Origin of the sequence: Gynuella sunshinyii YC6258 (assembly GCF_000940805.1) — a bacterium.
GTDB classification, from domain to species: domain Bacteria; phylum Pseudomonadota; class Gammaproteobacteria; order Pseudomonadales; family Natronospirillaceae; genus Gynuella; species Gynuella sunshinyii.
Genome location: NZ_CP007142.1, coordinates 6127407 through 6153331 on the forward strand (window position 1 = coordinate 6127407; position 25925 = coordinate 6153331).

Sequence of the window (25925 nt, forward strand, 5' to 3'; positions counted from 1 at the left end):
CTTTCAGAAGCCTCCCAACACTGTTTCCCTGCTATTAACCGACCCCTTCTATAAACCCTTACCTGCAAATATTTGCTCTAGCCCATTCACATCAAACCGGGCATTGACGATACCCATCAAATAACATAGCTTTAAAAGGAGTTTCGATTCGCATACCCGGAAATATTTCAATAAAAATAAAACATCAAAAAAAGGGCAAATATGAAACACTTTAAAACATCTATTTTCACATTTACAAAACCCGCATACCCGATAATTTCAAAAAAGCTGAAACACATGCTCGTCGGCATTGGTTTTATCAGCAGCACCTTGATGTCGTGTACCGGTCTGGAGACACAAACCATGTCAGACTCAGCCACCTTGCAAATATTCATGGCCGGCGATTCCACCATGGCCATCAAGGATCCCTCCGACTACCCGGAAACGGGCTGGGGCGTTCCCTTTGCCAATTTTTTCGATAACTCCGTCAAAGTGATTAATCTGGCCAGAAATGGCCGCAGCACTAAAACCTTCATTTCTGAAGGGCGATGGCAGACCGTTACCGACAACATTCACGCTGATGACTATGTCTTTATCCAGTTTGGTCATAACGATGAAGTACCCAGCAAGGTCGATCGATACACCACTCCGGACGAGTACAAAGCCAATTTGAACCGTTTTATCAAGGATGTGGAAACTGCCGGCGCTCATGCGATCTTGATGACACCAGTAGTACGCAGAAAATTTGATGAGAGCGACCATTTGGTATCGACCCACCCTTACGCCCAACTGGTACGTGAAGTGGCGGCAGAACATCCGGAAGTCACCTTCATCGATATGGAAAAAATCACCCATGATTATTTCGAAAACCTGGGACCCAAAGACTCATCATTGCGATTCATGCACCTGCAACCAGGTGTTCATCCCAACTATCCCGATGGTAGAACTGACAATACCCATTACACCGAATTTGGTGCCCGTGAAGTGGCCCAGCTGGTTTTGACAGAACTCAGGAAAATCAACTATCCATTGATAACACACATTCGCGCAGCAGATCCAAAGCACCTGAAAAAATAGTATTCATTCACCCTCCCGCAGTCGTGATCACGGACCTGCATATCTGGGCAGTTTTGCCAAATAACGAAAAAGTTATTTGGCAAACAGCTGACTCAGGTCCTTGAAGGCCTTGAACTCCAGAGCATTGCCACACGGGTCGAACAGGAACATGGTGCCCTGTTCACCCACCTGACCTTTGAAACGCACATAAGGCTCGATCACAAACTGAATATCGAACGATCTCAACCGCTCTGCCAGTGCTTCCCACTGAGACCATTCCAGTACTACACCAAAATGCGGTACCGGGACATCGTGACCATCCACCGCGTTAGTGTGTGCCTGTTGCTGTGCCGGGGTCTGAGGGTGTTCATGGATGACCAGCTGATGCCCAAAAAAATTGAAATCGACCCAGTGATCGGAAGATCGGCCTTCTTCCAGACCAAATACCTGGGCATAAAAATTTCGGGCGGCGCTGAGGTCATACACCGGAATAGCCAGGTGAAAAGGTTGAAGACTCATACAAATTACTCACTCTATGTTTGCGGATGAATCGATCAGGATGGCAGTCAAAGATAACTGTTTAACATGAAAACCACTTACTTTGCGGATTACCATCCAGATCGGCTAACTCAATGTATCAGATGATACTTCATGAATACCCGGCTCAGCACGAATGGCAGCATCCAGCAAGGCTCGGGCAATATTGTCCGCCGGATTACAGCGCCATCGCCGGGGCAAAACCGGCGTCAGCATCGTCAGCAGTATCTGCATACTCCGTTCTCCCAAACGAAACTCAGCCCGCTGACCGCTGATCAATCCCGGTCGGACCAAGGTGACAGAGGCAAACGACAGCGCCAGCAGGTCTCGCTCCAATTCGCCTTTGACCCGGTTATAAAAGAACCGGGAATCCGTATCTGCACCCATGGCTGAATTGAGCACATAACAACCGCCACCGTAACGCTGTACCTGACGGGCAACGGCCAGAGGATAGTCATGATCAATACGATAAAACATCTCGCGGGAACCTGCCGTTTTCAGAGTTGAACCCAATGTGCAGATAACCGCATCGCACTGCCAAAGCTCAGCATCATCGGGTAACTGGTCAAAATCGACACGATGACATTGCAGTTTTCCAACCGATGCCATGGGTTTGCGTGCCAGCACCGTTATGTGACTGACCCGGGGATCCGCTTGTGCCTGCGTCAGCACTTGCTGGCCAACCAGACCGGTCGCCCCCACCAACAGTAGTTTCATAGACTCACCTCACCAGACATCCTTGCGACAAACGTTGCCAGCCACGCACACCCGCCTTGTTCATCGACGTTGAAAGTCCCGCCAGTATAGGCAAGATACGACGGCTTTTCTTTACCTCCGGCAAATCAGCGACGTACGCTGTGTGGCAGATGCCCGACACTGTATTTTTTTGAAAGTGACTGAGATGGATCAGCCTGGGTCAATGAGGGCTAATGTACACTGGAGAACACGTTATAACCGCCGGCCCGAAGCATTTCATCACAAAACCATGTGACCCGGTTCACCTGTTCATCGCCGGATAGCCGGAGAACCTTCCAAAACAGCCTGAACATCCATAGGTTGACGGCATAAAAGCGTTATAATTTGCATTTCCGCACGATCTTTCTTTCACCTGCAGCCAGTATCGGAATTCAGTATGAACAAAAAAGGTTTAGAAATTTTAAGTAACCCCAGAACCAATAAAGGCACCGCATTCACGCTGGAAGAGCGCCAGCAACTGGGCTTAACCGGTCTGCTGCCTCCCGTGGTCAGCACTCAACAGCAACAGGTCAACCGTTCGCTGGCCAATCTGCGGAAAAAAGCCACCCCCATCGATCAATACATCTCTCTGGCTGCGCTGCAAAAACGTAATGAGCGTGTTTACTATAAAATCCTGATTGATCATATCGAAGAATTTATGCCGGTGGTTTACACCCCAACCGTTGGCAAGGCCTGTCAGGATTTTGCGATCAATTTCCGTGAAACCAATGGTTGCTACATTTCCTATAACGATCGCGGCAACGTTGAACAGCTGCTGCAAAACTGGCAGGAAGATGTCCGTCTGATCGTGGTAACCGATGGTGAACGGATTCTCGGCCTGGGAGATCTGGGCAGTAACGGCATGGGCATTCCAATCGGCAAACTGTCTTTGTATTGCGCCTGCGCCGGGGTTGATCCCGCCCACTGCATGCCGATCATGCTGGACGTGGGAACAGACAATGAAGAAGCCCGCGAAGATCCATTCTATCTGGGCCTGCGTCAACCCCGTATCCGTGGCGAGGAATATGACGCATTTGTCGACGAATTCGTACAAGCCGTCAAACAACGTTTCCCCAATGCGCTGTTACAGTTTGAAGATTTCTCCACTCCCAATGCCGTCACCCTGCTGGAGCGTTATCGCGACCAGCTGCTGTGTTTCAATGACGATATCCAGGGCACCGCTGCGGTGGCACTGGCCGGTCTGATGGCGGCTACCCGGATCAACGGCATGCAGCTGAAGGATATGCGTTTTATGTTCCTGGGCGCAGGTTCAGCGGCCACCGGTATCGGTGATCTGGTGGCCAAAGCCATGCAGCGTCAGGGACTCAGTGCCGAAGAAGCCAATGCCCGCATGGTCTTTAACGACAGCAAGGGTCTGGTCGTTAAAAGCCGCGATTATATCAAGGAGCACGTGCGTCCTTTTGCCGCTGACATGGCTCCGATGACCGCTCTTGAAGCACTGAAAGAGTTTCGCCCGCACGCGCTGATCGGAGCCACCGGCAGACCTGGCCTGATCACTCAGGAGATGGTGGAATTCATGACCGCCAACAACGAACATCCGATTGTGTTTGCACTTTCCAATCCGACCGCCAATGCCGAATGTACGGCAGAAAATGCCTATCAGTGGAGTAACGGACAGGCCGTATTTGCCAGTGGCAGCCCGTTTGATGTGGTCCACATCAACGGTGGTGTGAAAGTTCCGGGTCAAGGCAATAATGCGTATATTTTCCCGGGCCTCGGCCTCGGCGCATTACTTTCCGGTGCCACTCGTATCAATGACGACATGTTGATTTCAGCTGCCGAAACACTGGCTGCGGAGGTTTCTCAGAAGCAGATCGATCTGGGATGTTTGTATCCGCCACTGAAACAGATTCGTGAGGTGTCAGCCAAAATTGCCGTGGCTGTGGGTGAAAGTGCCCAACGCAACGGGCTATTGAAAGGTGACCTGCCGGAGCAGTTCGAAAACTTTGTAAAACAGCATCAGTACGATCCAAGCTACTGATCCATCATTTGATCGCAGCCCGTCACCACGGTGACAGGCTGCTCTGAAGATCAGCCCTGTCTGCGTCTGAGCAGCATAACCAGTCCAAGCGCTAATACGCCCAAGCCCGCAGAGCCACCCCCTGATGAGTTGCCCGGGTTATCTGTTCCGGGTTTTTCCGCCCCAGGCTGTTCGCCCTCCGATGGCCAGGTTGGCCAGTCATCAATATGACCATCACCATCGCGGTCTGCCCAGGTTCTGCCCAGCAACAACATTCCCGGCGCTTCGGTATTGCTGCCAAACTGCCATAGAGTCTTACCCTCGGCATTATTGATCTGATCAAAACCCTCGTAACTCAAACCATTACAGCGGTTTGTGGCGCTGGTGGCGCATTGTATGTCCACCAGGTCGAAATGTTGCTGCGCTGGCTCCTCGTAAGTACTTTTATAGCCACAGCCCTCGGTACGGCCCGCCAGATCTCTGGCCCAATAAATAGCAGCGTATTTCTGATCAACACTGCAGTAACCGACGACAGCACCAAGGCTAAACTCATTTTCCTCATCTTTCTGTAATTTAACCAGAGAGATGGCGCGAGACAGGCTACCTTCAGTCGCATATCCAAGTAACCCGCCAGCTTCCTGATATCCGGGGTACTTTCTATTAACCTTCAGCTCACCAGTCACCAGCAGATCCTCGAAGGTATCGTTGGATGAGCGACCAACGGCCCCGCCAACAAGATCAACTCCAGTACCATTTACTTCGGCCATTATGCGCTGATACTGACTGTCGCGACTGTTTCCAACGACAGCCCCAAGCCTGGTTTCGCCCTGAATGGACATCCGTGCCACGACATCGGTCATCGTTGCTTCGGCTAACTCACCAGCGACACCACCAATCCAGGTATCTCCAGACACATCGGCCTGCATAAACACACCGGAGACAACTGAACCTTCATCAACGATGCCTATCAGACCACCAACCGATCGGCAATCGTCTACCTGATCACAAGGACCTTCTTCACCAGACGCAGTAACGGTTACCTGTGCGGCAATATTCTCAACCCGGGTTTTCCAGATATAACCAAGTAATGCTCCGGATTCCCGCCCAATCGTCATGTCAGCCTGTAATTTAAGATCATGAATGTAGGCTTCTTCGGCATACCCAATCAGGGCTCCAAATTTCTCGCGTGGGCGCACCATGAACAGATTCCGGAGGATATGACCGTTTCCATTCAGTTCGGCCGTGAATTTAGGTGAAAAACCACCTATCGGTTCCCAACCGGCCCCTTCATTCCAATACCGATCACCGGCGTCGATGCGGCCATTGCCATTGGTATCGAAATCCAGATCCGCCACCAGTTCATAACCGCGGCAACCGGATTCAGGACAGCCAGTACTGACTCCGTACAGCGTATGTCCCTGAAATAATTCAAACAAACCAACAGTATCGTAATTATTACGAATCTCGTTCAGATCCTGCAGATCCTCGATTTCGATCAGGCCATCATCATCAAGATCATAATCCTGACGTTCTGCAGCATGGACGGGGGATACGGAGAAACAGGTCAATGCGACCAGCGATAATGCCGGCAATGACCGATTGATAGTACGCATAAGCACTTCCTTAATGCCAAAAAAGGCTGCTTAGCATACTGATAGGATTTGTAAAGGACAAGAAAGATGCTTTTATGGATTTACGAAAACTGTTTATTTAACCTGACAATGAATGACTCACATCGTGATGTTGGCCGGCATCGCCGACCAACGGCATTAATGAATCAAATTAATATGACAATCACATTAACCATTTCCACCAGATAAAGACCAGCAAAAAGCCGAACAGATAAACCAGCCCGGCAATAGAGAGCCATTTAAGACCGGAACTGACCGCCAGTTCGCCGGATAACCGGGTACGACCCACCAGCATATGGTTCAGCAGTGCAAAGAATGGAGTCGTCATAAATGCCATGATCATGGCAAAGTCCAGCATGGGCAACAATGCCGATGCCCAGAAGGCGATAATGGCCAATGCCAGTACCGATGTCAGTAATACCCAAATACTGTAAGAGGCCTCACTGTATTCTGATTTCTTCTGCAGTAATGCCAGCGACTCCGCAACCACTCTGGAATAACCATCCAAGACAGTTATGGTACTGCCAAAGATACAGAAAAAAGCAATCACGGCTATCAGATAACGGGACCATTCACCGATCGTCGAGGCATATAAGCCAACCAGCTGATGAGTAAAACCGATTCCGGACCCGGCCAATGTAACACCGGTGCCATGCAGCACCAATGCCCCCAATGCCAGAAACATGACTGCCAGAATAGCGGTTCCCACATAGCCGACATTAAAGTCGAACAGCGCCGAGCGCGGTGTAACTTTCTGCTGACTGCACTGACTTTTGAGCCATACTGAGGTGATGCTGGAAATTTCGATCGGTGCCGGCATCCACCCCATGGTCACTACTAAAAATCCAATAGCACCAATGGTCCAGGGTGAAGCAGTTTCCACCACAACCGGAGTAGCACCTCCCTTACCAAACGCAATCACTACTGCCAGCAATGTGGTTATGGTCAGAACGATCATGATTGCCTTGGCAAGAACGTCCAGCGCCTTGTAATGACCGGCAAATAAAATGACCAGGCAAGTGACCACCACTATCACCGACAGAGTGATCATGGACAACTCAAACGGCACAAAGTAGCTAAGCAGGCTGGCACTGAATAAAACCAGCGCAGCAGTATTGATGACTGCGGAAAAAATACATAATACGGCAAACAACCATAAATAAGCTTTACCCATACCAGCATATCCGCGCACCAGACTGTTGCCGGTAGCCATGGTGTACTGAACACCGGCACGGAAAAACGGATATTTAAACAGATTGACCAACAGAATCAGCAGAACCAGTTGCCATCCATAAATAGCCCCGGCTTTGGTAGAAGCCACCAAATGAGAACCACCCACCGCCGCTGCGGCCATCATGATTCCAGGACCAAAAGAAGAGAAAAACCGCGACAACCGAGAAGTACCGGAAGTCTGCTGCGCAATCGCATTTTCCATGGAGTATCCTTTTTTACTAACGAAAAATAGAGAGGGATTGTGGTTATGAATACTGAGGATCAAACTGAAAATATGCTGAAGCATCTGAATGATACCGGTGACAAAGCCGGTGTAAGGTAAAAATCTTCGACCGATTCGAGCGGATTTTGAACCTGACATGGCAACACAGGTAATGATTCAGAGATTCCTTTTGTAGTTTATAAAGTCAATAAGGCTAACCATACAGATCCATCATGAACTGTAATCATAATGTTACATCAATATTCCTGGCATTGGTAAGCTTCCATTTTTGTGAACCGGTCAACCTCTGCCCAACGATTGTGCAATCATCGGCCACAGAGTGATAAATTCTGACATCTTAATGGTGATTTCTGGTGCCAATCAGGCCGTTTTCGATACGTATCAAATAACCATAAAAAATTAATGGAGTAACAAACACGCCTCGTTTCGCACTCTCCACGAATCATTGACTGACACCTTCCTTATTTTTAGGCATCACGCAAACAAAAAACCGGTAGCATGCTCATCAATTAGTACGGACACAGGGTGTTTTCTTTGACCGGAGGATCAGGCTTTGCTTTGTTATCAACCTGGTTATGGTAGCGGGCCGGGAAAAACCCTACTTAAAATATAGAAATACCTGAGTAAGGTCGGAGAAGAAGGCAAAAAAATATCTGTGGCACATTCGCCGGGAGCCGATTTTCAACGCCGCATTGACGACACAGTAGTGACTCAGACGTTCCCGTATGTATTGCTGTTTGCAGTGATTTCCCATCCATAACCACCTAATCAGTCACGCCAGATTTTCCAACGGTTCAGAAAAAGACTGCGAAATACGCGTATTTTCCCTGCATTGATTCTGAGGATGGCGGCTCAATGACATAACAACAACCCGATACAGGGGATACTAAATACATGATGAAAACATCAACGATTACATCCTTGTTCGCCACAAGCGTTCTCTGGCTGTCGGCAGAGGCTTGGGGGCACAGTGCAATGTTCACAGACGGCTTCAGCTATGATGACTCCAATGGCGGCGGTGGAAACCCCGCCATGGACAGACTGCTGACAACAGACTCATTCTCTGCCAACTCTACCAGCGCCACCTGTGCCGGTGGTTCAGCCAATGGCTATCCATGCGAAAATATCGATTTGCTGTCATTCGTGCCCAAAGCAAATATGGGTGGTGGCAGTGCTAATCTCAGCGATATCTGGGGTTACACGGATCCGCAGACCGGTGCCGAAATTGCCATTGTGGGTCGTACCAACGGTACTTCATTCGTGGATGTCACCGATGGCAACAATCCTGTGTTTCTGGGGTTTCTGCCATCTCATAACAACGGTAATGACTCCTGGCGGGATATTAAAACCTATGACCACTATGCCTTTATTGTGGCCGATGGCAGCGGGAACCGCACACACGGTCTACAGGTATTCGACTTATCGACTCTGCGCAATGTAACACCGGGCAGCACATTGAGTGAAACCGCTCATATGGACGGATTTGGTATTGCCCATAACATTGTCATCAACGAGGCTACCAGCTACGCCTACATTGTCGGCAGTAACCAATGTAGCGGCGGGCTTTATATGGTGGATATTTCCGACCCTCTCAATCCAACTTATTCCGGCTGCTTTTCCAGTGATGGTTACACTCACGATGCACAATGTGTCATCTACAACGGACCGGACACAGACTATACCGGAAAGGAAATCTGTGTCGGCTACAACGAGGATACCATCACAATCGTTGACGTGACCTCAAAGTCCAATCCGTACCAGATTTCCCGCACCACCTACGCTGGCTCGCAATATACCCACCAGGGTTGGTTCGCGGACGATAACCACGCCATTCTGATCATGAATGACGAACTGGATGAGCAGTACAATGGCCACAACACCACATCCTATATCTATGATGTCAGTAATCTCGACCGCCCGGTCGAACTTGGGCGCTATGCCGGTCCGACGGCAGCCATTGATCACAACCTGTATACCCTGAACGGATATATCTTTGAGTCCAATTACCGTGCCGGTTTGCGCATTCTGGATGCGGCGGATATCACCAACGGCAATCTTCGCCAGGTGGGATACTTTGACACGATCCCCGCTTCCAACTCCGCTCAATTCTCCGGAACCTGGAGCAACTATATTTATTTCGCCAGTGGCAACATCATCACCAGTGATATCGGCAATGGTCTGTTCACGGTAAAACCAGACTGGGATGCCATCGCCGGTTCAGATCCCGATCCTGACCCAATCGCTTACTGCAGTGCCTCAGGCAATGATGCCAGCTATGAGTGGATCAGCCAGGTAGATATTGGCGGTTTCAGTAACAGTTCTGGCGCGGATAGCTACAGCGACTTCACCAGCCAGACCATCAACCTGACAACCGGCGAATCCTCCGTGTCACTGGTTCCGGCATTTTCCGGCAGCAGCTATGGTGAATTCTGGAAGATCTGGATTGATCTGAATGGCGACGGTGATTTCAACGATACCGGCGAAGAGGTGTTCAGTTCTGCCGCAACCTCCACCACTACCGTCACTGGCTCTCTCAGCATTCCAGTCGATACCACCGCTATCACCACCCGTCTGCGCGTGAGCATGAAATACAATGGAGCACCTGATCCCTGTGGCACTTTCGACTATGGAGAAGTGGAAGACTACACCGTCAGCATCAGTAGCGGCGACGGTGACGGTGGTTCCAGTGATACGACCTTTTTTGAGAATGTGACCGCAGTTTCAATACCGGACAATAACAACACTGGTATCTACAGTGCCCTGACTGTCACGGGAAACACCGGTGCCACGACAGTGTCTGTTACGGTGGACGTTACCCATACCTATATCGGTGATCTGATAGTCGATCTGGTCGACCCACAGGGTAACTCCTATAACCTTCACAATCGTACCGGCGGCTCAGCGGATAACCTGCAACAAAGTTACTCCGTAACGCTGACTGGAACGACGGTTACCGGAGAATGGCAACTCAGAGTCCGGGACCTGGCTCGTCAGGACAGCGGAACCTTGAACAGGTGGAGCCTGCAGTTCTAGCCAATACTGCTGACAGCAGTTATCTGAGTCAGAGTCTGTGCGCAGACTCTGACCCTGTATCGCATCAACTAAATTATTAAAGACAACATGACAAACACCTATCCCGTAGATATTCCATCAGACCATTACCATCGTAAGGAGTTGGCGAATGCCGGTTAATCTCACCCGAATCCTGCAAGGCTGCGCAGTATGTCTCTGCTCACTGTTCAGTCAGGCAGATACGATACTTTTGCAGCAGGCCAGCGGGTTATTAAAACAGGCCGAAACGTTGGAGACGGACAGTGTGTCGGTGTTCGGCAATGCCAATCAACTGATGCAACAGATCAAAACACTCAGAGCTGATCAACGGAATTTTGCCGGCACTGAACAGGAACCGCGCCTGGTTCAGATCGCGGATGTCCTGAACGATCAGCGCCAACAACTGCAGCAGCTTGGCAGTCGTCTGCGCCAGCACAGCGCCGATTTAAAAACACAGGGCAAAGCGCTATTGAAAGACGGTTTTCTACAGGTCTGGCCCGACCGCATCCGTCTCACAAATACCATGCATTTACGATCAGACCCGCAACCGGTCATGGCCCATAACACCCAGGTACGCTCCGTCCACCCGACCATGTTAAATCGCATGGATAGCGGACCGGACATCCAACAACCTGAAGACATGACCATGGCAATGCCGGCAATGGGTGGACAACAGGCACCGGAAGATCTGGATATATCCACCTTTCAGGCATCCCGACAACTGCATTATTTTGCCCATATCGAGCCACTTGATGGGCAGGGTATCCCTCTCAATACCATTCACCAATGGACATTATGGCTGACGGACGATCAGGGAAATCCGGTCACTCAGGCTCGTATCAACATCACCGGCCATATGCCAGGACACGTTCACGGTCTGCCCACACAACCTCAGGTCACGGACGAACTTTCACCCGGAGAATACCGAGTGGAAGGCATCAAATTTCAAATGACCGGCTGGTGGGTGATGCAGTTCGACGTTCAGCATGCGGACAAACAGGACACCTTGACGTTCAATCTGGCACTCTGAGAGGACAGCATGATAACCAAACAATGCGGCAATTTGTTATTCGCCCTTGTACTCCTGATAAGCCGGGCCCATGGCGCATCTGATCCTTACCTGTTTACCGATGCAGATATTTCCTTTCTGTCAGGATTCATGCTCAGTGACGCTTACCGGTTGCCAGACACACCGGACAACAAAGTGGCGGATGATGAACGTGCAGCCCAACTGGGTCATCAATTGTTTTTTGATCGCCAGCTGAGTGCCAATGGTGAAGTTTCCTGCGCCACCTGCCATCAGCCAAAACTACATTTCACCGACGGTCTGGCGAAATCAGTGGCATTGGGTACCACTCGCCGCAACGCCCCATCCATTCCTGGTGCGCTATACAGCCCCTGGCAATTCTGGGATGGTCGCGCCGACAGTCTGTGGGTCCAGGCACTGGGACCACTGGAAGATCTTCATGAACAGGGTTTGGATCGTACCAGTGCCGCCCGTTATTTCATTTCCACTTACAGCTCCGAATATCAGACATTGTTCAACAATGCCGGAGCAGTCGACGTTGTACGCAGGCTAACGATACCGGCAAGCCCACTGCACCCCGGAGCACACGCGGACAACTGGCAATCGCTGTCCGATGCTGAGCGCACGGCTGTCAATCAGATCTTTGCCAATCTCGGCAAGGTGATCATGGCCTACGAACGCAGACTGACATTGCCACCGGCTCGCTTTGACCGCTTTGTTGAAGCGCTCCGCAAACAGGCGGAGCCGTCTCAGTTACAGGCACTGATGACTATTCAGGAGGTAGCCGGCATGCGGCTGTTTATGGGTAAGGCGAACTGTGCCAGTTGTCATAACGGGCCCATGTTTTCAAACTTCGAGTTCCATAACATTGGCGCTCCGGAACCGGACCAAAATTATGTGGATTTGGGGCGTTATGAAGGCGTTATTACTTTGCAAAACAGTGAGTTTACCTGTCTGTCACCTTACAGCGATGCAGCCACAGAACAATGTGAAGAGATGCGCTTTCTGAAGCAACAGGGACCAGAGCTGGTCGGTGCTTTCAAAACGCCCAGTCTGCGCAATGTGACCCGAACCGCACCGTATATGCAGTCCGGTCAGTTCAGTTCTTTGCAGGAGATTGTCAGCCACTACAACAAACCGGTACCGCCGTTTTATGATCGCCGACAGCATCCGAGCCGGCCACACTTCGATATTCTGCCGCTGAACCTGACCGAGCAGGAACAACAGCAACTGATCGCATTCCTGGATACCCTCACATCACCGATACCTCAGGACAGTCCCTGGTGGAACACGCCCTGATCCAAGTCCGGCAGCTGCACATCCGAAACAGCTGCCGATAAACTCCTGGGTTATTGTGAAACCGGTATGGTGGCGGTGTCCCAGTGTTCTACCATTTTGTCACCTTTCACCCGGAACATATCAAACCACGTCGTGGTGTAAGGACGGCCGTTGCTGTCTTTGTCGTTGGCCACGGTCGCCAGCACCACCAGATCACCCTCTGCCACCATATTCACAAATCCATTCAGAGTCGGCTGAACCGCCTTTGGCTGGGCAAATTGACGGAAAAAATCCATAAATCCGGAGAGTCCGGTGTTGGCCAGAGGATTGTGCTGAATATAGTCTTTGGCCAGATACTTTGGAGCCTCTTCAACTTGCTGGGCATCCAACAGCACTCTCCACATGTCATATACCCGGCGTTTGTTGGCCGCCAGTTTGCTATCGTGACTGCTGAGCACCGCCTGCTGATCGGGATTTTCCACCACGGGAGCATAACGACCGGCAACGCTGCCCGGTGCAAGCGTACCGTTATCCCAATGCTCAGTGATCACACCATTATTCACCCGGAACATATCAAACCAGGTGGTGGTATACGCACGCGGTTCGTCGTGTTCAGCCACAAATACCAGCACCACCAGATCTTTTTCAGCCACAATGGCAACCAGATCCTTCTGAATACGATCAGGTATTGGCCGGGCAGCACCGAACGAACCGATTGCCGCCAGAATGGCATCACGGCCGGTATCGATGTTGGGGTTGTGTTGAATATAGCCAGGGGCAAGATATTTTTTACCGGCTTCCACATCGTGTGCATCCAATAGCGTCCGCCACATGTCGTAAACCAATCGTTTGTTGGCCGCCAGCTGGGGATTTGTGCTGCTCAGCATGGACTCATGATCAGGATTGGCAGTCACCGCCACCGCCGGTTGTGGTGCGGCCTGTTCCACCTTGTGAGCTTTTATCGGCGCACAGGCAGCCAACAATGTGACCGTGCAACCTGCCAGCAAATAAGCAATCTTCAATCTCATTATTTGTTTTCCTCTCCGTCATTGCATCATTAAATATAAAAAAATCATATACTATATATTTTATACTATGACAATCGATCCATGGCCTGCACACAGCAGACTTTAACCCTGGAAAGGTTTTAACAGAGACAACAGAAGCCGCCGTAAAAAATGACAGGGCCGGTCGGCAACGGACGATGAAGAACGATGAAAGTACCGCAGCCGATCAGCCGTGACGGAGGTTTTTGAGCCGACTACCGACAAAGATCACAATAGACAGAACCGTGATAGACAATAAGATCAGACTGATGGGACGATCAACGAAAATGGAAAAATCACCATTGGACACACCCAGTGCCTGACGCATGCGGTTCAGAAAAACCGGTCCCAGCACCAGACCGAGAATAATCGGTACCGCTGGAATATTGGCCCGTTTCATGATGTATCCGAGCAGCGAGAAAAACAACGCGATGAAGGCATCCGAAATCTGATAATTCTGACTGTACGCACCGAGGAACCCGAGTACAAAAATAAAGCTGCCGATAAAACGTCCGCGGACCCGGGTAATATTAACGATGTATTTGGTCGCCACGGTCAGATACAGAAAGATAAAAATATTCATCACAAACAGCGACACATACAAACCGGAGATAAATTCAGGATGTTCGCCAAACAGACGCGGACCCGGAATATAGTTATGTACCATGAATACCGACAGCAGCATGGCCATAAGCGCGTCGGCAGGAATCCCGAACGCCAGCAATGGAATCAGCACCGACGCGGTAACGGCATTGTTGGAGGTTTCTGAGGCAACGATACCGCCTTCGGCACCATTACCGTATTGCTCCGGATTTTTGGAAAACTTCTGCGCCAGGGTATAAGAGAAAAACTGTGATCCGAACTCACCCACACCCGGCAACAATCCCATGATGACACCCAGTAGTGCCGAACGGATGGCAATGACCTTATTGCGCAGTAACACAGCAAAACCTTCAAACCAGCCGGAACCTTCAATCCTGGTATTAAACGCATCGCCGCTTTTGGCGGATAACAGAATGTAGGCCTGGGACATGGCAAACAGACCGATAACCGCCGGCACCAGTGGAACCCCCGCCAGCAACCACTCCTGGCCAAAGGTGTACACCTGAGTGTTATAGGAGCGGTCAATGCCGATAGAGCCCAGAAAAATACCCAGCCCGATCATCGCCGCAGCTTCTATGGCATAGTGGTTGTGTGCCAGTACTACAAACACCATGCCCAGTAACGCCAGCATGGCGAATTCCGCACTGCCAAACAGTGTCGCCACCTGCGATAACACCGGTGCAAAAAAAACCAGTGACAGAACACTGACAATACCACCGAAAAATGATGAGGTATAAGCGATGGACAACGCCTTCTTACCCTGGCCTTTTTTGGCCATCGGATAACCATCATAAGTCGTGAGCACCGCAACCGGCGTCCCCGGTGTATTCATCAGAATGGCCGGAATAGCACCGCCGTACCAGGCGCCACCATAGACACCCAATAACAATGTCACGCCAAACAACGGCTCCATGGTAAACGTCAATGGCAGCAGAATGGCCATCACTCCAGCAGGCTCCAACCCCGGAATCGAACCGATACTGACACCAATAATCGCACCCATGATAACGGCAAAAATAACACCGTTACTGAAAACCTCATTTAACCCCAGAAGTACAACGTCCATTCTTCAGTCTCTTATCACAGATAGCTATTCATGAACCACAGCACTTTGCCGTCAAACAGTAATTCGTACAGCGCCACATCCGGAAACCAGATATTTACCCCAACCCGGAATATCAACACCACCGCAATCACCGTCAACCACGCAGCCACCGACCAGAACCGGTTCAACAACCGGGACAGCCACAACAGGGTATGCACAAACAGCAGCGTCGACAGAAAAAAACCAAGATACTCAATACTGGCGATATACAACAGAAACAAACAGGCCATCAACAACACACCTTTGTATTCGCCAATGGTGTTGATCAAGGTATCAATGGAGAACAGTTTCAGACGCATGGAATCCTTAAGCGTCAGCACAAACTGCAGAAAAGAAAACAGCAAGAGAATGGAAAGTCCGAATAACGGAGCCACTTGTGGCCGGGTAAACCAGCCACGGCTGGTATTCACCGCCACCGTCTGTTCTGGATATGACACAATCAACCCGGCAGCGATCAGCAGTACAAACAGAAATATCAGTCCGGAACGCTTGCTGTCACTCATCCTTCATCGCCTTCTGTTGATGTTTGCTGAGTTTTTTTGATATTGGCACGATCAATACCGGTACACCGGCATTATGAATAACCCGCTGTGCCGTGGAACCAAGAAAGAAACGCGATAATGCATTCACCCGGCGATCCCCCATGATGATCATGCTGACATCCTTATTTTTAGCCACTTCAACGATTTTCTGACTGGCCGAGCCAAAGCTGACCAGCACTTCAATCCGCTCCTGGTCAAATGGCTGATCTTTAAGCTCATGTTCGAGAATATGCTGTATGCGTTGCTGCATCAGCTCCTGTAACTCCAGCAGCAGGGCGTCTATATGTTTTTGTTGTGCGGATTTGATTTGATAGCCACCCCCAAACGCATCTTCATCCTTGCGAAAGGTTTCCTCAAACACATGCAAAAAGTAGATACGGGCATCACTTAACATAGCCTGCTGCAGGGCGATTCTGAACACCACATCACTACCGTTTTCAAGATCAGTGGCATAGAGGACAGGTTGACTCATACGGCTCTTCCCGGCGGATTGTTTTCAGGATTGGCACGAGAACCATTTCAGGCTCAGGTTGTTACCATCATCAGCATGATGATGGCAACCGTGTTCACCGTCAGGATCAGCCGCCGGTGAAGATTATCCCCGCTCAGCGGTTCATATAGGACAACAGTTTTTCAGCATTGCTGTAGTCGGCAGCAATAGTCTTTGCCGCGGCATCCGCATCGGCCCAGTAAACACCGGCACCGGTATTCTGTTGCAGGGTACGGACATCGTCACTCTGCAATGCCTTATGCGCAACAGCGGCAATTTTGTCTTTAATGGCCTGGTCTGTTCCTTTTTTCACAAACAGTCCATTCCACAATGTCTGCTCAATACCAGTGACCTCTTTCAAGGTTGGGACATCCGATGCGATAACCAGACGGTCACGGGTAATGGAAACCAGCAATTTGACGTCTTTCGATTCCAGACACGGCAGAATCTGTTGCGTGGTGGTATTGATAATGTCTGCATCACCATTGGCCAGAGTGGCACAATTGAGTTCATCAAACGCGGCATCGGAGGCAAACTTAATGCTCATTTGATCGGCGGCTTTAAACGTCAATGCAGTTGGCAATGCCTGATAACCAAAATGTCCGAGAACGACGTCGTGGGATTTGGAATACTCCGCCAGCTCCTGCAGATTACTGTAAGGAGCATCCGCTTTTGCTGCAATCACAAACGGGTAATCCAGAAAAATACCAACCGGTTCAAAATCATCAACGTTATAAGGTGAATTACCGGACATCACCGCCGTTGTCAGCAGATCAACCACAAACGAACCAATCACACTGCCATCCGGACGGGACTGCGCAACCGTCGTCGCACCAAGTACACCACCACCACCCGGTTTGTTCACGACGGTGGCCGGAACACCGGTCTGTTCAGACATTTCTTTGGCAATAGCCCTGGTCAGCACATCCTCCAGGTCGCCGGGAGGCCACGGTACAATAAACTTAACCGGTCGATTAGGATATTTGCCGGCCTGCACAGCAGATGCCGCTCCCAGGAACGTTATAACCGATAGCACCAAAACCAGTACCCTGGATAAAGCAAAGCGTCTCATGTTTCGTCCTCTGTCGATGAATAGTGGTTTCAACGCTACCAGTCCGTATCAGCCATTGCCATGTCCCCATGGGGATAAATTTGTAGCCATTCATTACAGCAGCAAAAACAACATCGACTCAAAATATCCCTATCGGGATATGGCAATCCGAATGTAATTCTTAAACCATATAAGGCAATAATCATATATTGCATGAACCTGATCATGCTGTCTGGTTCGCACTGATTTCAGGCCAATAGTGTGACCCGTCGCTTTGGCATGTTTGTGCTTCATTCCTTAAATCCGGCAAAAATAGTTGCCTTATTAATGGGTCTGCGAGAAACAAAACGCGATTCAGATTTTATTTTTCTCTCATCATCCGAAAGGTATCGCTTATGTCTTTTCCAAACAAATACATCAACAGCCTGGATTCGTTGAATTACTACTCCGCCACCAAAAAATACGATCTCAGATATCCGGCTCTGAAACAGGACCTGGAAGCGGATGTGGTCATTATCGGCGGTGGTTTTTCCGGTATTAACACCGCACTGGAACTGGCTGAACAGGGCGTTAAAAACATTGTCGTGCTGGAGGCCAGACATCTCGGTTACGGCGGCACAGGTCGTAATGGCGGTCAGATTATGGCCGGCATCGGTCACGATATGGATGCGATCAAAAAGGATGTAGGTGAGGAGGGTCTGCAGGCTATTTTTGAAATTTCCAACCAGGGCCAGCAAATCATCAAGGAACGGGTCAAACGCTACAACATCGATGCCGATTTTCGGAATGGTTACGGCTACACCGCGTTCAATAAACGTCAGCAGAAAGTTTTGCAGGAGTGGCAAAAGGAATTTCAGACGCTGGAGCCGGACACCGAAATAGAACTGGTCACCGGCTCAGCCATTCAGGACGTAGTGGGAACAGACGCTTACTGCGCGGTGCTTAAGCATATGGGGGGCGGACATGTGCATTCACTGAATCTGCTGCTCGGCGAAGCCAACGCACTGACCAGCGAATACGGGGTACAGATCTTCGAAAACACTGAGGTGCTGGAAGTCGAATATGGCCCCAGAGTTACCGTGCGAACCGCCATGGGCAGCGTCAAAGCCGAAAAAATGCTGTGGGCCTGCAACGCTTTTCTGAAAGGTCTGGAACCCAGGCTGCATAAGAAAACCATTAACACGCTGGCCTTTCAGATTGCCACCGAACCGTTGTCAGATGAACTGATCCATCGCATCAGTCCGATTCGCGGTGCCTACAGCGATATCCGTCCGGTCATCGATTATTACCGTGTCACCAATGAAAACCGTTTACTGTTTGGTGGTGCCACACACCTGGTGGAATACCTGCCTAAAGACCTTTTCGCCTGGAACCGCAATCTGATGTTGCGAATTTTCCCTTATCTCGCCAATGTCAAAATCGATATGGCCTGGGGTGGTCCCATGGCCTGCGGGGTCAATCTGTTTCCACAGATTGGTTCACTGGATAACCACAATAATGTGTTTTACGTCCAGGGCTACGCCGGCTTCGGCGTTACTCCCAGCCAGATTATCTGCAAGGTCCTGGCCGAAGGCATACTCGGAGGCTCTGACCGTTACCAACTGATCAGCAGTATCAGTCACGCAGATATTGTCGCCAAAGATCAGTTACGGGCACTTCTACTGACCGGCGGTAAATGCTGGCATCAGCTCAACGGCTACTTGAGTGGCCGACGCTAAACTTCAATTCAACAGGAGAACAACGTGATCAAAACAGACTTAAGTAATGTCGAACTACAGCCATGGGGTGTCGTTTCTGACCTTGGCGCTGAAATTCTGGAAGGAGACTGCAACATTTTTGGTGCCATGACGTTCGGTGCTCCCACCGAAGCCGTCAGTTCGGCTTACTTCGGCAGCACTCGTGGCAAATTCAAAATGACGTATCCATTCAATGAGCATGCGGTCATCGTCGAGGGTCAGGTGACCATTAAAAACCTGAGCACCGGCGAACAGAACAGCTACTCTGTCGGCGACAGCTGGTTCGTCGAAAAAGGAACCGAATGTGAGTGGACCGTCGACACAGAACGTTTTGTCAAACATTACCTGGCGGTTGCCTGATGTAATCAGGCCGGCAATAAAACATATCTTCCTGATATGTTTTATTGCCATCTCCGGTTTTCAAAAATATCTGATCGTACAGCACCGGGAGTTACAACCGGCTGTCACCATAACGACCTGGCGCCATCACACTGGCCTGCGGTTCGGGAACGGCCTGCCCGGTTTGTGGTGATACCGGAAATACCGCATTGATCTGACCGGTTCCGGAACTGCCAAAATATGGTGTGACAATCTCCGCCGGCTGATCATAGTCAGACCAGCCCAGTGCTCCGAGCAACATCGCAGTATCGTGCATAAACCCTTCTCCGTGTCCTTTGGCAGCGTATTCCGGCAACATTTCGCAGAACGTTTTCCAATCGCCTTTTTTCCACATTTCCACCACCTGATGGTCAAGGCTTTCCAGGAATGGACTCCAGACCCGGTTGAGAAAATCCGGTGCAGTACCATTCTGGGCAAAACGATGAGACAGAGAGCCACTGGCCAGAAATGCGACCGTCCCCTGGTAGTGTTTTTCCACCGCCTGACGCATGGCCCAGCCCAATCGGGCGCTGTCATTCAGATAATGCACAGTACACAGCGCAGATACCGAAATAGCCTTGAAATGCTGATCAGCATTCATATAGCGCATCGGGACCAGGGTGCCATATTCCGGATCAAGCGTAGTATCCACATGTGCCATGGTCTGCACTCCCTGAGCACAGCACTCAGCCGCCAGAATCTCCCCCAATTGCGGATTTCCCGGCACCGAAAACGGCATATTGTTGATAAAATGGGGCAACTCATTACTGGTGTACGTACCACTGGAATGCGCCCTGCAGTTAATATGATAACCAGAGTTGACCAGCCAGTGGGTATCAAAGACCACGATGGTGTCGACACCGAGTTCCCGGCAACGTCGGCTGATTTCACGATGACCATCGATGGCGGCCTGACGACAACCCTTGTTCGGGCCATCCAGCTCAGACAGATACATGGATGGTACATGGGTGATTTTGGCGGCAAATGCAACAGTTCCCATAACTGACTCCGTTAAACAGATGTTTGGTTTTGGATCAATGCCAGCAGCACTTTCTTGAAGGTGGCTATTTCCGACGTTGAAAACTGACTGAAACGCTGCTGCTGTTCTTCCACTGCGATCTGCCAGAGGGTTTCGGCCATATCCGCTCCTGCCGGCTGTAGCTCAAACTGTCCATCCTGACACTGGATAAATGACTTGGCCTGCAACAGCTCAAATGCGCTTTGCATATCCTGTTCCGGCATATTCACTTCCGCGGCCAGGAGTTCATGATTCAAGCGCCGCCCCGAAGCCAGAGATAATAAAATCCGCGCTTCTGCGGTGCGCAACCCGGTGGCCAGTTGTCGGGGTTGATAATGCTGCTGATAACTGCGGGTGGCCTGTAGCATCAGGTAATACAGATAATGCTGCAGCGGATGTTCATGATCGTCTCCCAGAGGCTGACCGGCCATTTCCCCATTCTTGCGGGCAAACGGCATCACCAGCGAATAACTTCCCTGGTGATACAGCAGAGGAGCCCTGCCGCTATCCTCAAAACCCACCACACGACCAATCAGAATCCAGTGATCCCCACCTTCCAGACAAGCGTGACGTTCACATAAAAATACCGCCGCACAATCCGGCAGTATCGGTGCCCGACCAGGTCCTTCGGTGAACCCGACATCCGCAAATTTATCTTCCGAACGTTTGGCAAAATGATTGGATAATGGCATCTGATCGGCGGCGAGAATATTCACGGCAAAATGACTGGCCTGCTCAAATACCGGAAAACTGGAGGACTTTTTGTCAATACTCCAGAGAATCAAAGGCGGTTCCAGAGAAACAGAATTAAAACTGTTGGCGGTCACTCCCACCCGCTGGCCGGTACTGGCAGAGGTCGCGGTCACGACCGTAATACCGGTGGCAAAATTACCCAAAGCGCGACGAAATGCCAGATTGTCAAAAGTGTTTTGCTGACTCATATTGATACCCACTTCAGTCGTTTCTTATGATCCATGGCGGTTGCGGTCATTACAGCAGTCCGGGATCAGGTTCCAGTCCCATCAGTCCGCGCCCGAGAATCTGCGCACAAACGTCATAGTCGGTATAGGCATGCGCTGCTGTCATATGATTATCGCGCCAGACCCGTTGCGCCTCCCGGTCCAGCATCCAGTTGCTGCCACCCAGTCCTTTGAACAGACGATCGGTGGCTTCGTTACACATCTTCACGGCATAGGCCTGATTGGTACGCCAGTAGATCAGTGTTTCCGGGTCCGGATATTTGCGTTGTTCACCATGCTCTTTGTGTTCCTGCCAGGTGGCTTCCAGAAACGCCCGTGCGGCCTTGACCTGATGGGTGGACTCCGCCAGGCGGGTGAGCGCCGGAATGGAGATCTTGACGGCAGCACCGGTATAGGCACGAACCCGGGATTGATTATATTCACGGTATATTTCCAGCATCCGCTCAGCCGTACCCAGAGCCATGGCAGCAAAACCGGAGGCAAAATACGGGCGATACGGCGTCGTGTAGATATCACTGTCCGGATACAGCCCATACCCTTTTGAACGACCTTCCATCATATCTTTGGCTGCGGAGATTCGATGCTCCGGTACAAATGCCTTACGGATTTCCAGGGTCTTGGTACCGCTGCCTTTCATGGCCATCGAATGCCAGTTGTCGACGATCTGATAGTCCTGTCGTGGGATAGCGGCAAAGCAATACACTTTATTGCCGTCCACCTCACGGTTAAAACCAACCAGCGCCCAATCGGCATGATCACAGCCGCTGCTCCAGGTCATATCACCGGAAAACAGCACGCCTCCATCAGCTTCTTCATAGCGGCCGATCGGCGCAATACTGCTGCAGGCCACGGCATCCGGGTTGTTCCCCCAGACTTCGTCCTGGCACTGCCTGGAAAACATTGCCAACTGATGATTGTGGGTACACAACAGACTGAACGCCCAGGCCGTGCTGCAACACGCACCGGCCAGCTCGGCAATACAATCGGTAAATTCCGGCAGTGAGATTTCCAGTCCGCCGTAGGCTTTGGGTAAAAAGGCGTGATGCAGTCGCACCGATTTCAACAACCGCACATTTTCCTCTGGCATTTGCCGTATTTGTTCCGTCTTTTCGGCATTGGCGGCAATCTGCGGCAGTACTTCGCGCAGTCGCTGTAACATAGGATTGATGGTCTTCATTGTGTTCGCTCCTGTCATTATTGTTGTTATGAGAGCAGTGTGACGATTAAACACTCATCCGGAAATGCAAAAAAACGGGCAATGATGGTACTTTTCAACATTTATCCGCACCGCAGGATGAACCGCTCAGTCTGGTCAGCCACAACGCAGCAAACCCCGCCAGACCACAGCTGCCCACTCCCCAGGCAAGATAATGTGGAGTCCCGTCATACAACACACCAGTAAGTACGCTAACCATGGCCCCCAAACCAAACTGCAGAGCGACCGCCAGACCAGCGGCGGCTCCGGCATTGGACGGATAAATGGCCATCAATCTGGCAATACAGTTGGAACCTATAATGCCGGTACAGCTGATATAACCAAGCAGCCCTACAATCAGCAACGGCAGGGAATTTTCCGGCCATAGAACAGCGCCGATCAGGACCACGCTGGAAACGGCGCAAAACGTTGCAGCAAACCACAACATGGTTGCTATGCCTTTATGTACGACCAGCCGGGCATTGATCGTTACCAGAGCTATGACCCCGGCAATATTCAGGGTGAAGATCCAGGAATATTACCGCGGAGTCAGGCCAAAATATTCGATAAACACAAATGCCGACAGGGTCAGATAAGCAAACATGCCGGCAAAACACAGAGCCATACACAACACATAACCCAGCGACCGTGGATGGCTCAGAATACGCCGGTAAGCACTGAACAACCGCAGCAGTCCAACATCATCCGCGCGACGATGGAGGGTTTCCGGAATCAGTCTGAGTACCGCCAGCCACCAGATCAGGGCAAACACCATCAAGCCCGAAAACAACCAGCGCCAGCTGACCCATAACAACAGGTAGCTTGCCAGTAACGGCATCAACAGAGTGGCTACCATGGTCACCAGGTGCATCAGCGACAACACCCTGGCGGACTGCTTGAGGGGAAACAGATCACGCACAATGACACGTCCGAGTACCGATGCGGATGCAGCACCCAGAGCCTGAACAAAACGCCAGCCGAGCAGACTGTGAATGCTGCCGGCGCTGAGACATCCAAAGGATGCCACGATGTACACGGCAATACCCGCCAGCAGTAACGGTCGACGGCCATAGCGGTCTGACAGCGGCCCATATAACAACATGCCGATAAACAGACCAAACAGAAAAATACTGACCGTCAGCTGCACCGATGCCGCATCAGTGGACAGGCTTCTGGTAATGGCTGGCAGCGCCGGTAGATATACACCGATTGTCAAAGGCGCAAACGCCTGCAAACCTGCCAGCCAGGGGACCAGATAAAGTGAACGCCGACCGGACACCGAAGCCGACGAAGTCACTTTGAGGTCTGCCCGCGGCGGAATTCAAGCGGTGTCATGCCGGTCTGAGCTTTAAAAAAACGGGAAAAATACGCCGGGTCGGCAAACCCCAGCTGATAACCGATTTCATTGCCGGTCAGTGTCGTAAACGTCAGCATCCGTTTGATTTCCTGCAACAGGCGCTGATGAATAATCTTTTTTGGCGAGCTGCTGGCAATGCGATGACACAACTGATTCAGGCGACTTTCCGAAACACCAATGACGCGCGCATATTCCGTTAATTGCCAGTGATCACACAGGTGTACCTCCACCTGCCGGGTAAACTGTCGGAATAACCAGAGATCATCGCTGTTTACCGTCACACTGTCCGCCTGCCGACGACTCAGTCGAGCCAGTTGTATCAACAGCAGACCGACCAGATTATCCAGCACCATTCCCTGATCGGAGTGCTGTGATTGCCATTCATGTTCAACGTTGCCCAGTAATTGTTGCAGCAGCAGCCACTGCTTTTGCTGTTCGCTATCCAGGCCCTGCGCAGTGATACAGATTCCCTGATTCAGGCTTGCTGCGGATGATTGAGGCAGACCTTTTTTAATCAGTTGCCATAGTATCGATTGATGAAGGGTAAGCACATGTCCGGTCGCACTTTTCTGGGTCTGGAAAGAATGCGGTACCGCCGGTGGGGTAAAAAACAATGCCGGCCCCTGAACCTGATAAAGCCGGTCATCAATATGAAAGTTAATCTCTCCGCTGTCGATATAATGAATCTGCAGATACTGCGCATGCCGATGTACCGGCATATCGCGACCAAAGAACAAGGCCAGATTTTGCAACGCATCGTAATGAATCGTGGCATGCAGATAACGGTGGTCGTAATCCTGTCCCATATTGATATTGGGAATCCATTGCCCGGATGTTGCAGCCACAGCGGCCGGCATTCTGGTACCGGTGCCCGACAACGGTTCAATAGCCGCCATTGCCGTCACCTGCCAAATCGGAGGGGCTGGATTTATATGTCGCCAGGGTATTTCTGGCAGCTGCAGCCAGCGCCAGGGTATCCACCCCCAACGCAAGAAACTGCGCACCGCATTGTTCATAATGCTGTGCCAGTGCAGGACTCGTTACCAGTGTGCCTGCTGCTTTTCCGGCCTTGCGGATTTTATCAATGGCTGTTTCCACCGCCTGTTTAACGTCCGGATGTGCCGGGTTACCGAGATGCCCCATGGTTGCGGCAAGATCTGCCGGTCCGATAAACACGCCATCGACACCCTCCACACTGAGGATGTCGTCCAGCTGCTCCAGTGCCGTTACCGACTCCACCTGTATCAGCAGACACAATTCCTGATCCACTTCAGCAAAATAGTCCGGCAGTTGATTCCATCGCGCAGCTCTCGCCAGTGCAGTTCCTACCCCACGTACACCATCGGGAGGATAATGTACCGCCCGTACCAGCTCCCGGGCCTGTTCTGCAGTCTCAACCATGGGAACCAGCAATGTCTGCGCGCCCAGATCCAGCATTTGTTTGATCAGTGCGGTCCGGCCTTCAACGATACGCACCACTGCGTGACTCGGGGTCGTGGCAATCGCCAGCAGTTGTGCATGAATGGAGCGAAGGTCATTGGGAGCGTGCTCAGCATCGATCAACAGCCAGTCATAACCACAATAACCACATAGTTCTGATGATAACGGACTACACAGCCCCAGCCAGTAACCATATTGCTGGCGACCTTCATGCAAAGCCTGTTTAAACGGATTTTTTGGGGTTTTTATCATG

General features: G+C 50.8%; 23 protein-coding genes. 7 read left to right on the forward strand and 16 right to left on the reverse strand.

Features of this window, described 5'->3' with window-relative positions; translation table 11 throughout:
• Positions 1–276: 276 nt before the first annotated feature.
• Complete coding sequence (locus YC6258_RS25310) at positions 277–1056, forward strand: rhamnogalacturonan acetylesterase (RefSeq protein WP_211264588.1); 780 nt, start codon at positions 277–279, stop codon at positions 1054–1056.
• A gap of 72 nt (positions 1057–1128) precedes the next feature.
• Here YC6258_RS25310 and YC6258_RS25315 read toward each other — a convergent pair whose 3' ends face one another.
• A complete protein-coding gene (locus tag YC6258_RS25315) occupies positions 1129–1554 on the reverse strand; it encodes a VOC family protein (RefSeq protein ID WP_044619345.1) in 426 nt (141 codons plus the stop codon).
• Positions 1555–1659: 105 nt separating this feature from the next.
• Entirely contained in the window at positions 1660–2289 is a 630-nt protein-coding gene (locus YC6258_RS25320) for a Rossmann-fold NAD(P)-binding domain-containing protein (RefSeq protein ID WP_044619346.1), read from the reverse strand.
• Positions 2290–2704: 415 nt separating this feature from the next.
• Here YC6258_RS25320 and YC6258_RS25325 point away from each other — a divergent pair, with 415 nt between their 5' ends.
• Positions 2705–4309, forward strand: a complete 1605-nt coding sequence (locus YC6258_RS25325; RefSeq protein ID WP_044619347.1) for an NAD-dependent malic enzyme — start codon at positions 2705–2707, stop codon at positions 4307–4309.
• Between the two features lie 50 nt (positions 4310–4359).
• On the opposite strand, the gene YC6258_RS25330 is transcribed toward YC6258_RS25325, so the two are convergent.
• Both YC6258_RS25330 and YC6258_RS25335 read right to left on the reverse strand, forming a co-directional pair.
• On the reverse strand, positions 4360–5901 hold the full coding sequence (locus tag YC6258_RS25330) for a hypothetical protein (RefSeq protein WP_044619348.1): 1542 nt from the start codon (positions 5899–5901) through the stop codon (positions 4360–4362).
• 181 nt (positions 5902–6082) lie between these two features.
• Positions 6083–7354, reverse strand: a complete 1272-nt coding sequence (locus YC6258_RS25335; protein WP_044620416.1) for an NRAMP family divalent metal transporter — start codon at positions 7352–7354, stop codon at positions 6083–6085.
• Between the two features lie 915 nt (positions 7355–8269).
• Between YC6258_RS25335 and YC6258_RS25340 the strand changes: the two genes are divergently transcribed.
• The 3 genes from YC6258_RS25340 to YC6258_RS25350 all read left to right on the forward strand — a co-directional run bounded on the left by YC6258_RS25340 (position 8270) and on the right by YC6258_RS25350 (position 12752).
• A complete protein-coding gene (locus YC6258_RS25340) occupies positions 8270–10408 on the forward strand; it encodes a choice-of-anchor B family protein (RefSeq protein ID WP_245626988.1) in 2139 nt (712 codons plus the stop codon).
• 148 nt (positions 10409–10556) lie between these two features.
• Positions 10557–11456, forward strand: a complete 900-nt coding sequence (locus tag YC6258_RS27750; RefSeq protein ID WP_052830576.1) for a FixH family protein — start codon at positions 10557–10559, stop codon at positions 11454–11456.
• Between the two features lie 9 nt (positions 11457–11465).
• A complete protein-coding gene (locus tag YC6258_RS25350) occupies positions 11466–12752 on the forward strand; it encodes a cytochrome-c peroxidase (RefSeq protein WP_044619349.1) in 1287 nt (428 codons plus the stop codon).
• Positions 12753–12802: 50 nt separating this feature from the next.
• Here the strand turns inward: YC6258_RS25350 and YC6258_RS29315 are convergent, their stop codons facing one another.
• From YC6258_RS29315 to YC6258_RS25380, 5 genes are all read right to left on the reverse strand, one after another.
• Positions 12803–13759, reverse strand: coding sequence for a nuclear transport factor 2 family protein (locus YC6258_RS29315; RefSeq protein WP_082070896.1), 957 nt, complete (start codon positions 13757–13759; stop codon positions 12803–12805).
• A gap of 205 nt (positions 13760–13964) precedes the next feature.
• A complete protein-coding gene (locus tag YC6258_RS25365) occupies positions 13965–15446 on the reverse strand; it encodes a tripartite tricarboxylate transporter permease (protein ID WP_044619350.1) in 1482 nt (493 codons plus the stop codon).
• 14 nt (positions 15447–15460) lie between these two features.
• Positions 15461–15988, reverse strand: coding sequence for a hypothetical protein (locus YC6258_RS25370; protein WP_044619351.1), 528 nt, complete (start codon positions 15986–15988; stop codon positions 15461–15463).
• Positions 15981–16499, reverse strand: a complete 519-nt coding sequence (locus YC6258_RS25375; protein ID WP_052830577.1) for a universal stress protein — start codon at positions 16497–16499, stop codon at positions 15981–15983. Before YC6258_RS25375 ends, YC6258_RS25370 begins: the two co-directional genes overlap by 8 nt.
• Positions 16500–16632: 133 nt before the next feature.
• Complete coding sequence (locus tag YC6258_RS25380) at positions 16633–17589, reverse strand: tripartite tricarboxylate transporter substrate binding protein (protein WP_052830578.1); 957 nt, start codon at positions 17587–17589, stop codon at positions 16633–16635.
• Between the two features lie 374 nt (positions 17590–17963).
• Between YC6258_RS25380 and YC6258_RS25385 the strand changes: the two genes are divergently transcribed.
• On the forward strand, positions 17964–19286 hold the full coding sequence (locus tag YC6258_RS25385) for an NAD(P)/FAD-dependent oxidoreductase (RefSeq protein ID WP_044619352.1): 1323 nt from the start codon (positions 17964–17966) through the stop codon (positions 19284–19286).
• Positions 19287–19310: 24 nt separating this feature from the next.
• Positions 19311–19664 carry a cupin domain-containing protein gene (locus YC6258_RS25390; RefSeq protein ID WP_044619353.1) on the forward strand — a complete coding sequence of 118 codons (354 nt, stop codon included), beginning with the start codon at positions 19311–19313 and terminating at the stop codon, positions 19662–19664.
• A gap of 91 nt (positions 19665–19755) precedes the next feature.
• Here YC6258_RS25390 and hpaD read toward each other — a convergent pair whose 3' ends face one another.
• The 7 genes from hpaD to YC6258_RS25420 all read right to left on the reverse strand — a co-directional run bounded on the left by hpaD (position 19756) and on the right by YC6258_RS25420 (position 25924).
• Positions 19756–20682, reverse strand: coding sequence for a 3,4-dihydroxyphenylacetate 2,3-dioxygenase (gene hpaD, locus YC6258_RS25395; protein WP_044619354.1), 927 nt, complete (start codon positions 20680–20682; stop codon positions 19756–19758).
• An 11-nt stretch (positions 20683–20693) separates the two neighbouring features.
• Positions 20694–21641 carry a p-hydroxyphenylacetate 3-hydroxylase reductase component gene (locus tag YC6258_RS25400; RefSeq protein WP_044619355.1) on the reverse strand — a complete coding sequence of 316 codons (948 nt, stop codon included), beginning with the start codon at positions 21639–21641 and terminating at the stop codon, positions 20694–20696.
• A gap of 49 nt (positions 21642–21690) precedes the next feature.
• Positions 21691–22857, reverse strand: coding sequence for a p-hydroxyphenylacetate 3-hydroxylase oxygenase component (locus tag YC6258_RS25405; protein ID WP_044619356.1), 1167 nt, complete (start codon positions 22855–22857; stop codon positions 21691–21693).
• Between the two features lie 94 nt (positions 22858–22951).
• The gene (locus YC6258_RS30020; protein WP_144407746.1) at positions 22952–23323 is read right to left on the reverse strand and encodes an MFS transporter; all 372 of its coding nucleotides are present in this window, start codon (positions 23321–23323) and stop codon (positions 22952–22954) included.
• A gap of 90 nt (positions 23324–23413) precedes the next feature.
• Positions 23414–24172: a Bcr/CflA family efflux MFS transporter gene (locus YC6258_RS30025; protein ID WP_169749029.1), complete on the reverse strand. Its 759-nt coding sequence runs from the start codon at positions 24170–24172 to the stop codon at positions 23414–23416.
• Positions 24169–25128 carry a 4-hydroxyphenylacetate catabolism regulatory protein HpaA gene (gene hpaA, locus YC6258_RS25415; protein ID WP_245626989.1) on the reverse strand — a complete coding sequence of 320 codons (960 nt, stop codon included), beginning with the start codon at positions 25126–25128 and terminating at the stop codon, positions 24169–24171. The genes YC6258_RS30025 and hpaA overlap by 4 nt, the downstream gene beginning before the upstream one ends.
• Complete coding sequence (locus YC6258_RS25420; protein WP_044619357.1) at positions 25115–25924, reverse strand: aldolase/citrate lyase family protein; 810 nt, start codon at positions 25922–25924, stop codon at positions 25115–25117. Before YC6258_RS25420 ends, hpaA begins: the two co-directional genes overlap by 14 nt.
• Position 25925: the final 1 nt, after the last annotated feature.

Excerpts from the sequence above, each read along its gene's own strand:
- YC6258_RS25380 (WP_052830578.1), bottom strand. The coding sequence starts at position 17,589 with ATGAGACGCTTTGCTTTATCCAGGGTACTGGTTTTGGTGCTATCGGTT.
- YC6258_RS25350 (WP_044619349.1), top strand. The coding sequence starts at position 11,466 with ATGATAACCAAACAATGCGGCAATTTGTTATTCGCCCTTGTACTCCTG.
- YC6258_RS25320 (WP_044619346.1), bottom strand. The coding sequence starts at position 2,289 with ATGAAACTACTGTTGGTGGGGGCGACCGGTCTGGTTGGCCAGCAAGTG.
- YC6258_RS25420 (WP_044619357.1), bottom strand. The coding sequence starts at position 25,924 with ATGATAAAAACCCCAAAAAATCCGTTTAAACAGGCTTTGCATGAAGGT.
- YC6258_RS25325 (WP_044619347.1), top strand. The coding sequence starts at position 2,705 with ATGAACAAAAAAGGTTTAGAAATTTTAAGTAACCCCAGAACCAATAAA.
- hpaA (WP_245626989.1), bottom strand. The coding sequence starts at position 25,128 with ATGGCGGCTATTGAACCGTTGTCGGGCACCGGTACCAGAATGCCGGCC.
- YC6258_RS25310 (WP_211264588.1), top strand. The coding sequence starts at position 277 with ATGCTCGTCGGCATTGGTTTTATCAGCAGCACCTTGATGTCGTGTACC.
- YC6258_RS25375 (WP_052830577.1), bottom strand. The coding sequence starts at position 16,499 with ATGAGTCAACCTGTCCTCTATGCCACTGATCTTGAAAACGGTAGTGAT.
- YC6258_RS25385 (WP_044619352.1), top strand. The coding sequence starts at position 17,964 with ATGTCTTTTCCAAACAAATACATCAACAGCCTGGATTCGTTGAATTAC.
- YC6258_RS25400 (WP_044619355.1), bottom strand. The coding sequence starts at position 21,641 with ATGAGTCAGCAAAACACTTTTGACAATCTGGCATTTCGTCGCGCTTTG.
- YC6258_RS27750 (WP_052830576.1), top strand. The coding sequence starts at position 10,557 with ATGCCGGTTAATCTCACCCGAATCCTGCAAGGCTGCGCAGTATGTCTC.
- YC6258_RS25405 (WP_044619356.1), bottom strand. The coding sequence starts at position 22,857 with ATGAAGACCATCAATCCTATGTTACAGCGACTGCGCGAAGTACTGCCG.
- hpaD (WP_044619354.1), bottom strand. The coding sequence starts at position 20,682 with ATGGGAACTGTTGCATTTGCCGCCAAAATCACCCATGTACCATCCATG.
- YC6258_RS25340 (WP_245626988.1), top strand. The coding sequence starts at position 8,270 with ATGATGAAAACATCAACGATTACATCCTTGTTCGCCACAAGCGTTCTC.
- YC6258_RS25335 (WP_044620416.1), bottom strand. The coding sequence starts at position 7,354 with ATGGAAAATGCGATTGCGCAGCAGACTTCCGGTACTTCTCGGTTGTCG.
- YC6258_RS25370 (WP_044619351.1), bottom strand. The coding sequence starts at position 15,988 with ATGAGTGACAGCAAGCGTTCCGGACTGATATTTCTGTTTGTACTGCTG.
- YC6258_RS25365 (WP_044619350.1), bottom strand. The coding sequence starts at position 15,446 with ATGGACGTTGTACTTCTGGGGTTAAATGAGGTTTTCAGTAACGGTGTT.
- YC6258_RS29315 (WP_082070896.1), bottom strand. The coding sequence starts at position 13,759 with ATGAGATTGAAGATTGCTTATTTGCTGGCAGGTTGCACGGTCACATTG.
- YC6258_RS25330 (WP_044619348.1), bottom strand. The coding sequence starts at position 5,901 with ATGCGTACTATCAATCGGTCATTGCCGGCATTATCGCTGGTCGCATTG.
- YC6258_RS25315 (WP_044619345.1), bottom strand. The coding sequence starts at position 1,554 with ATGAGTCTTCAACCTTTTCACCTGGCTATTCCGGTGTATGACCTCAGC.
- YC6258_RS30020 (WP_144407746.1), bottom strand. The coding sequence starts at position 23,323 with ATGTTGTGGTTTGCTGCAACGTTTTGCGCCGTTTCCAGCGTGGTCCTG.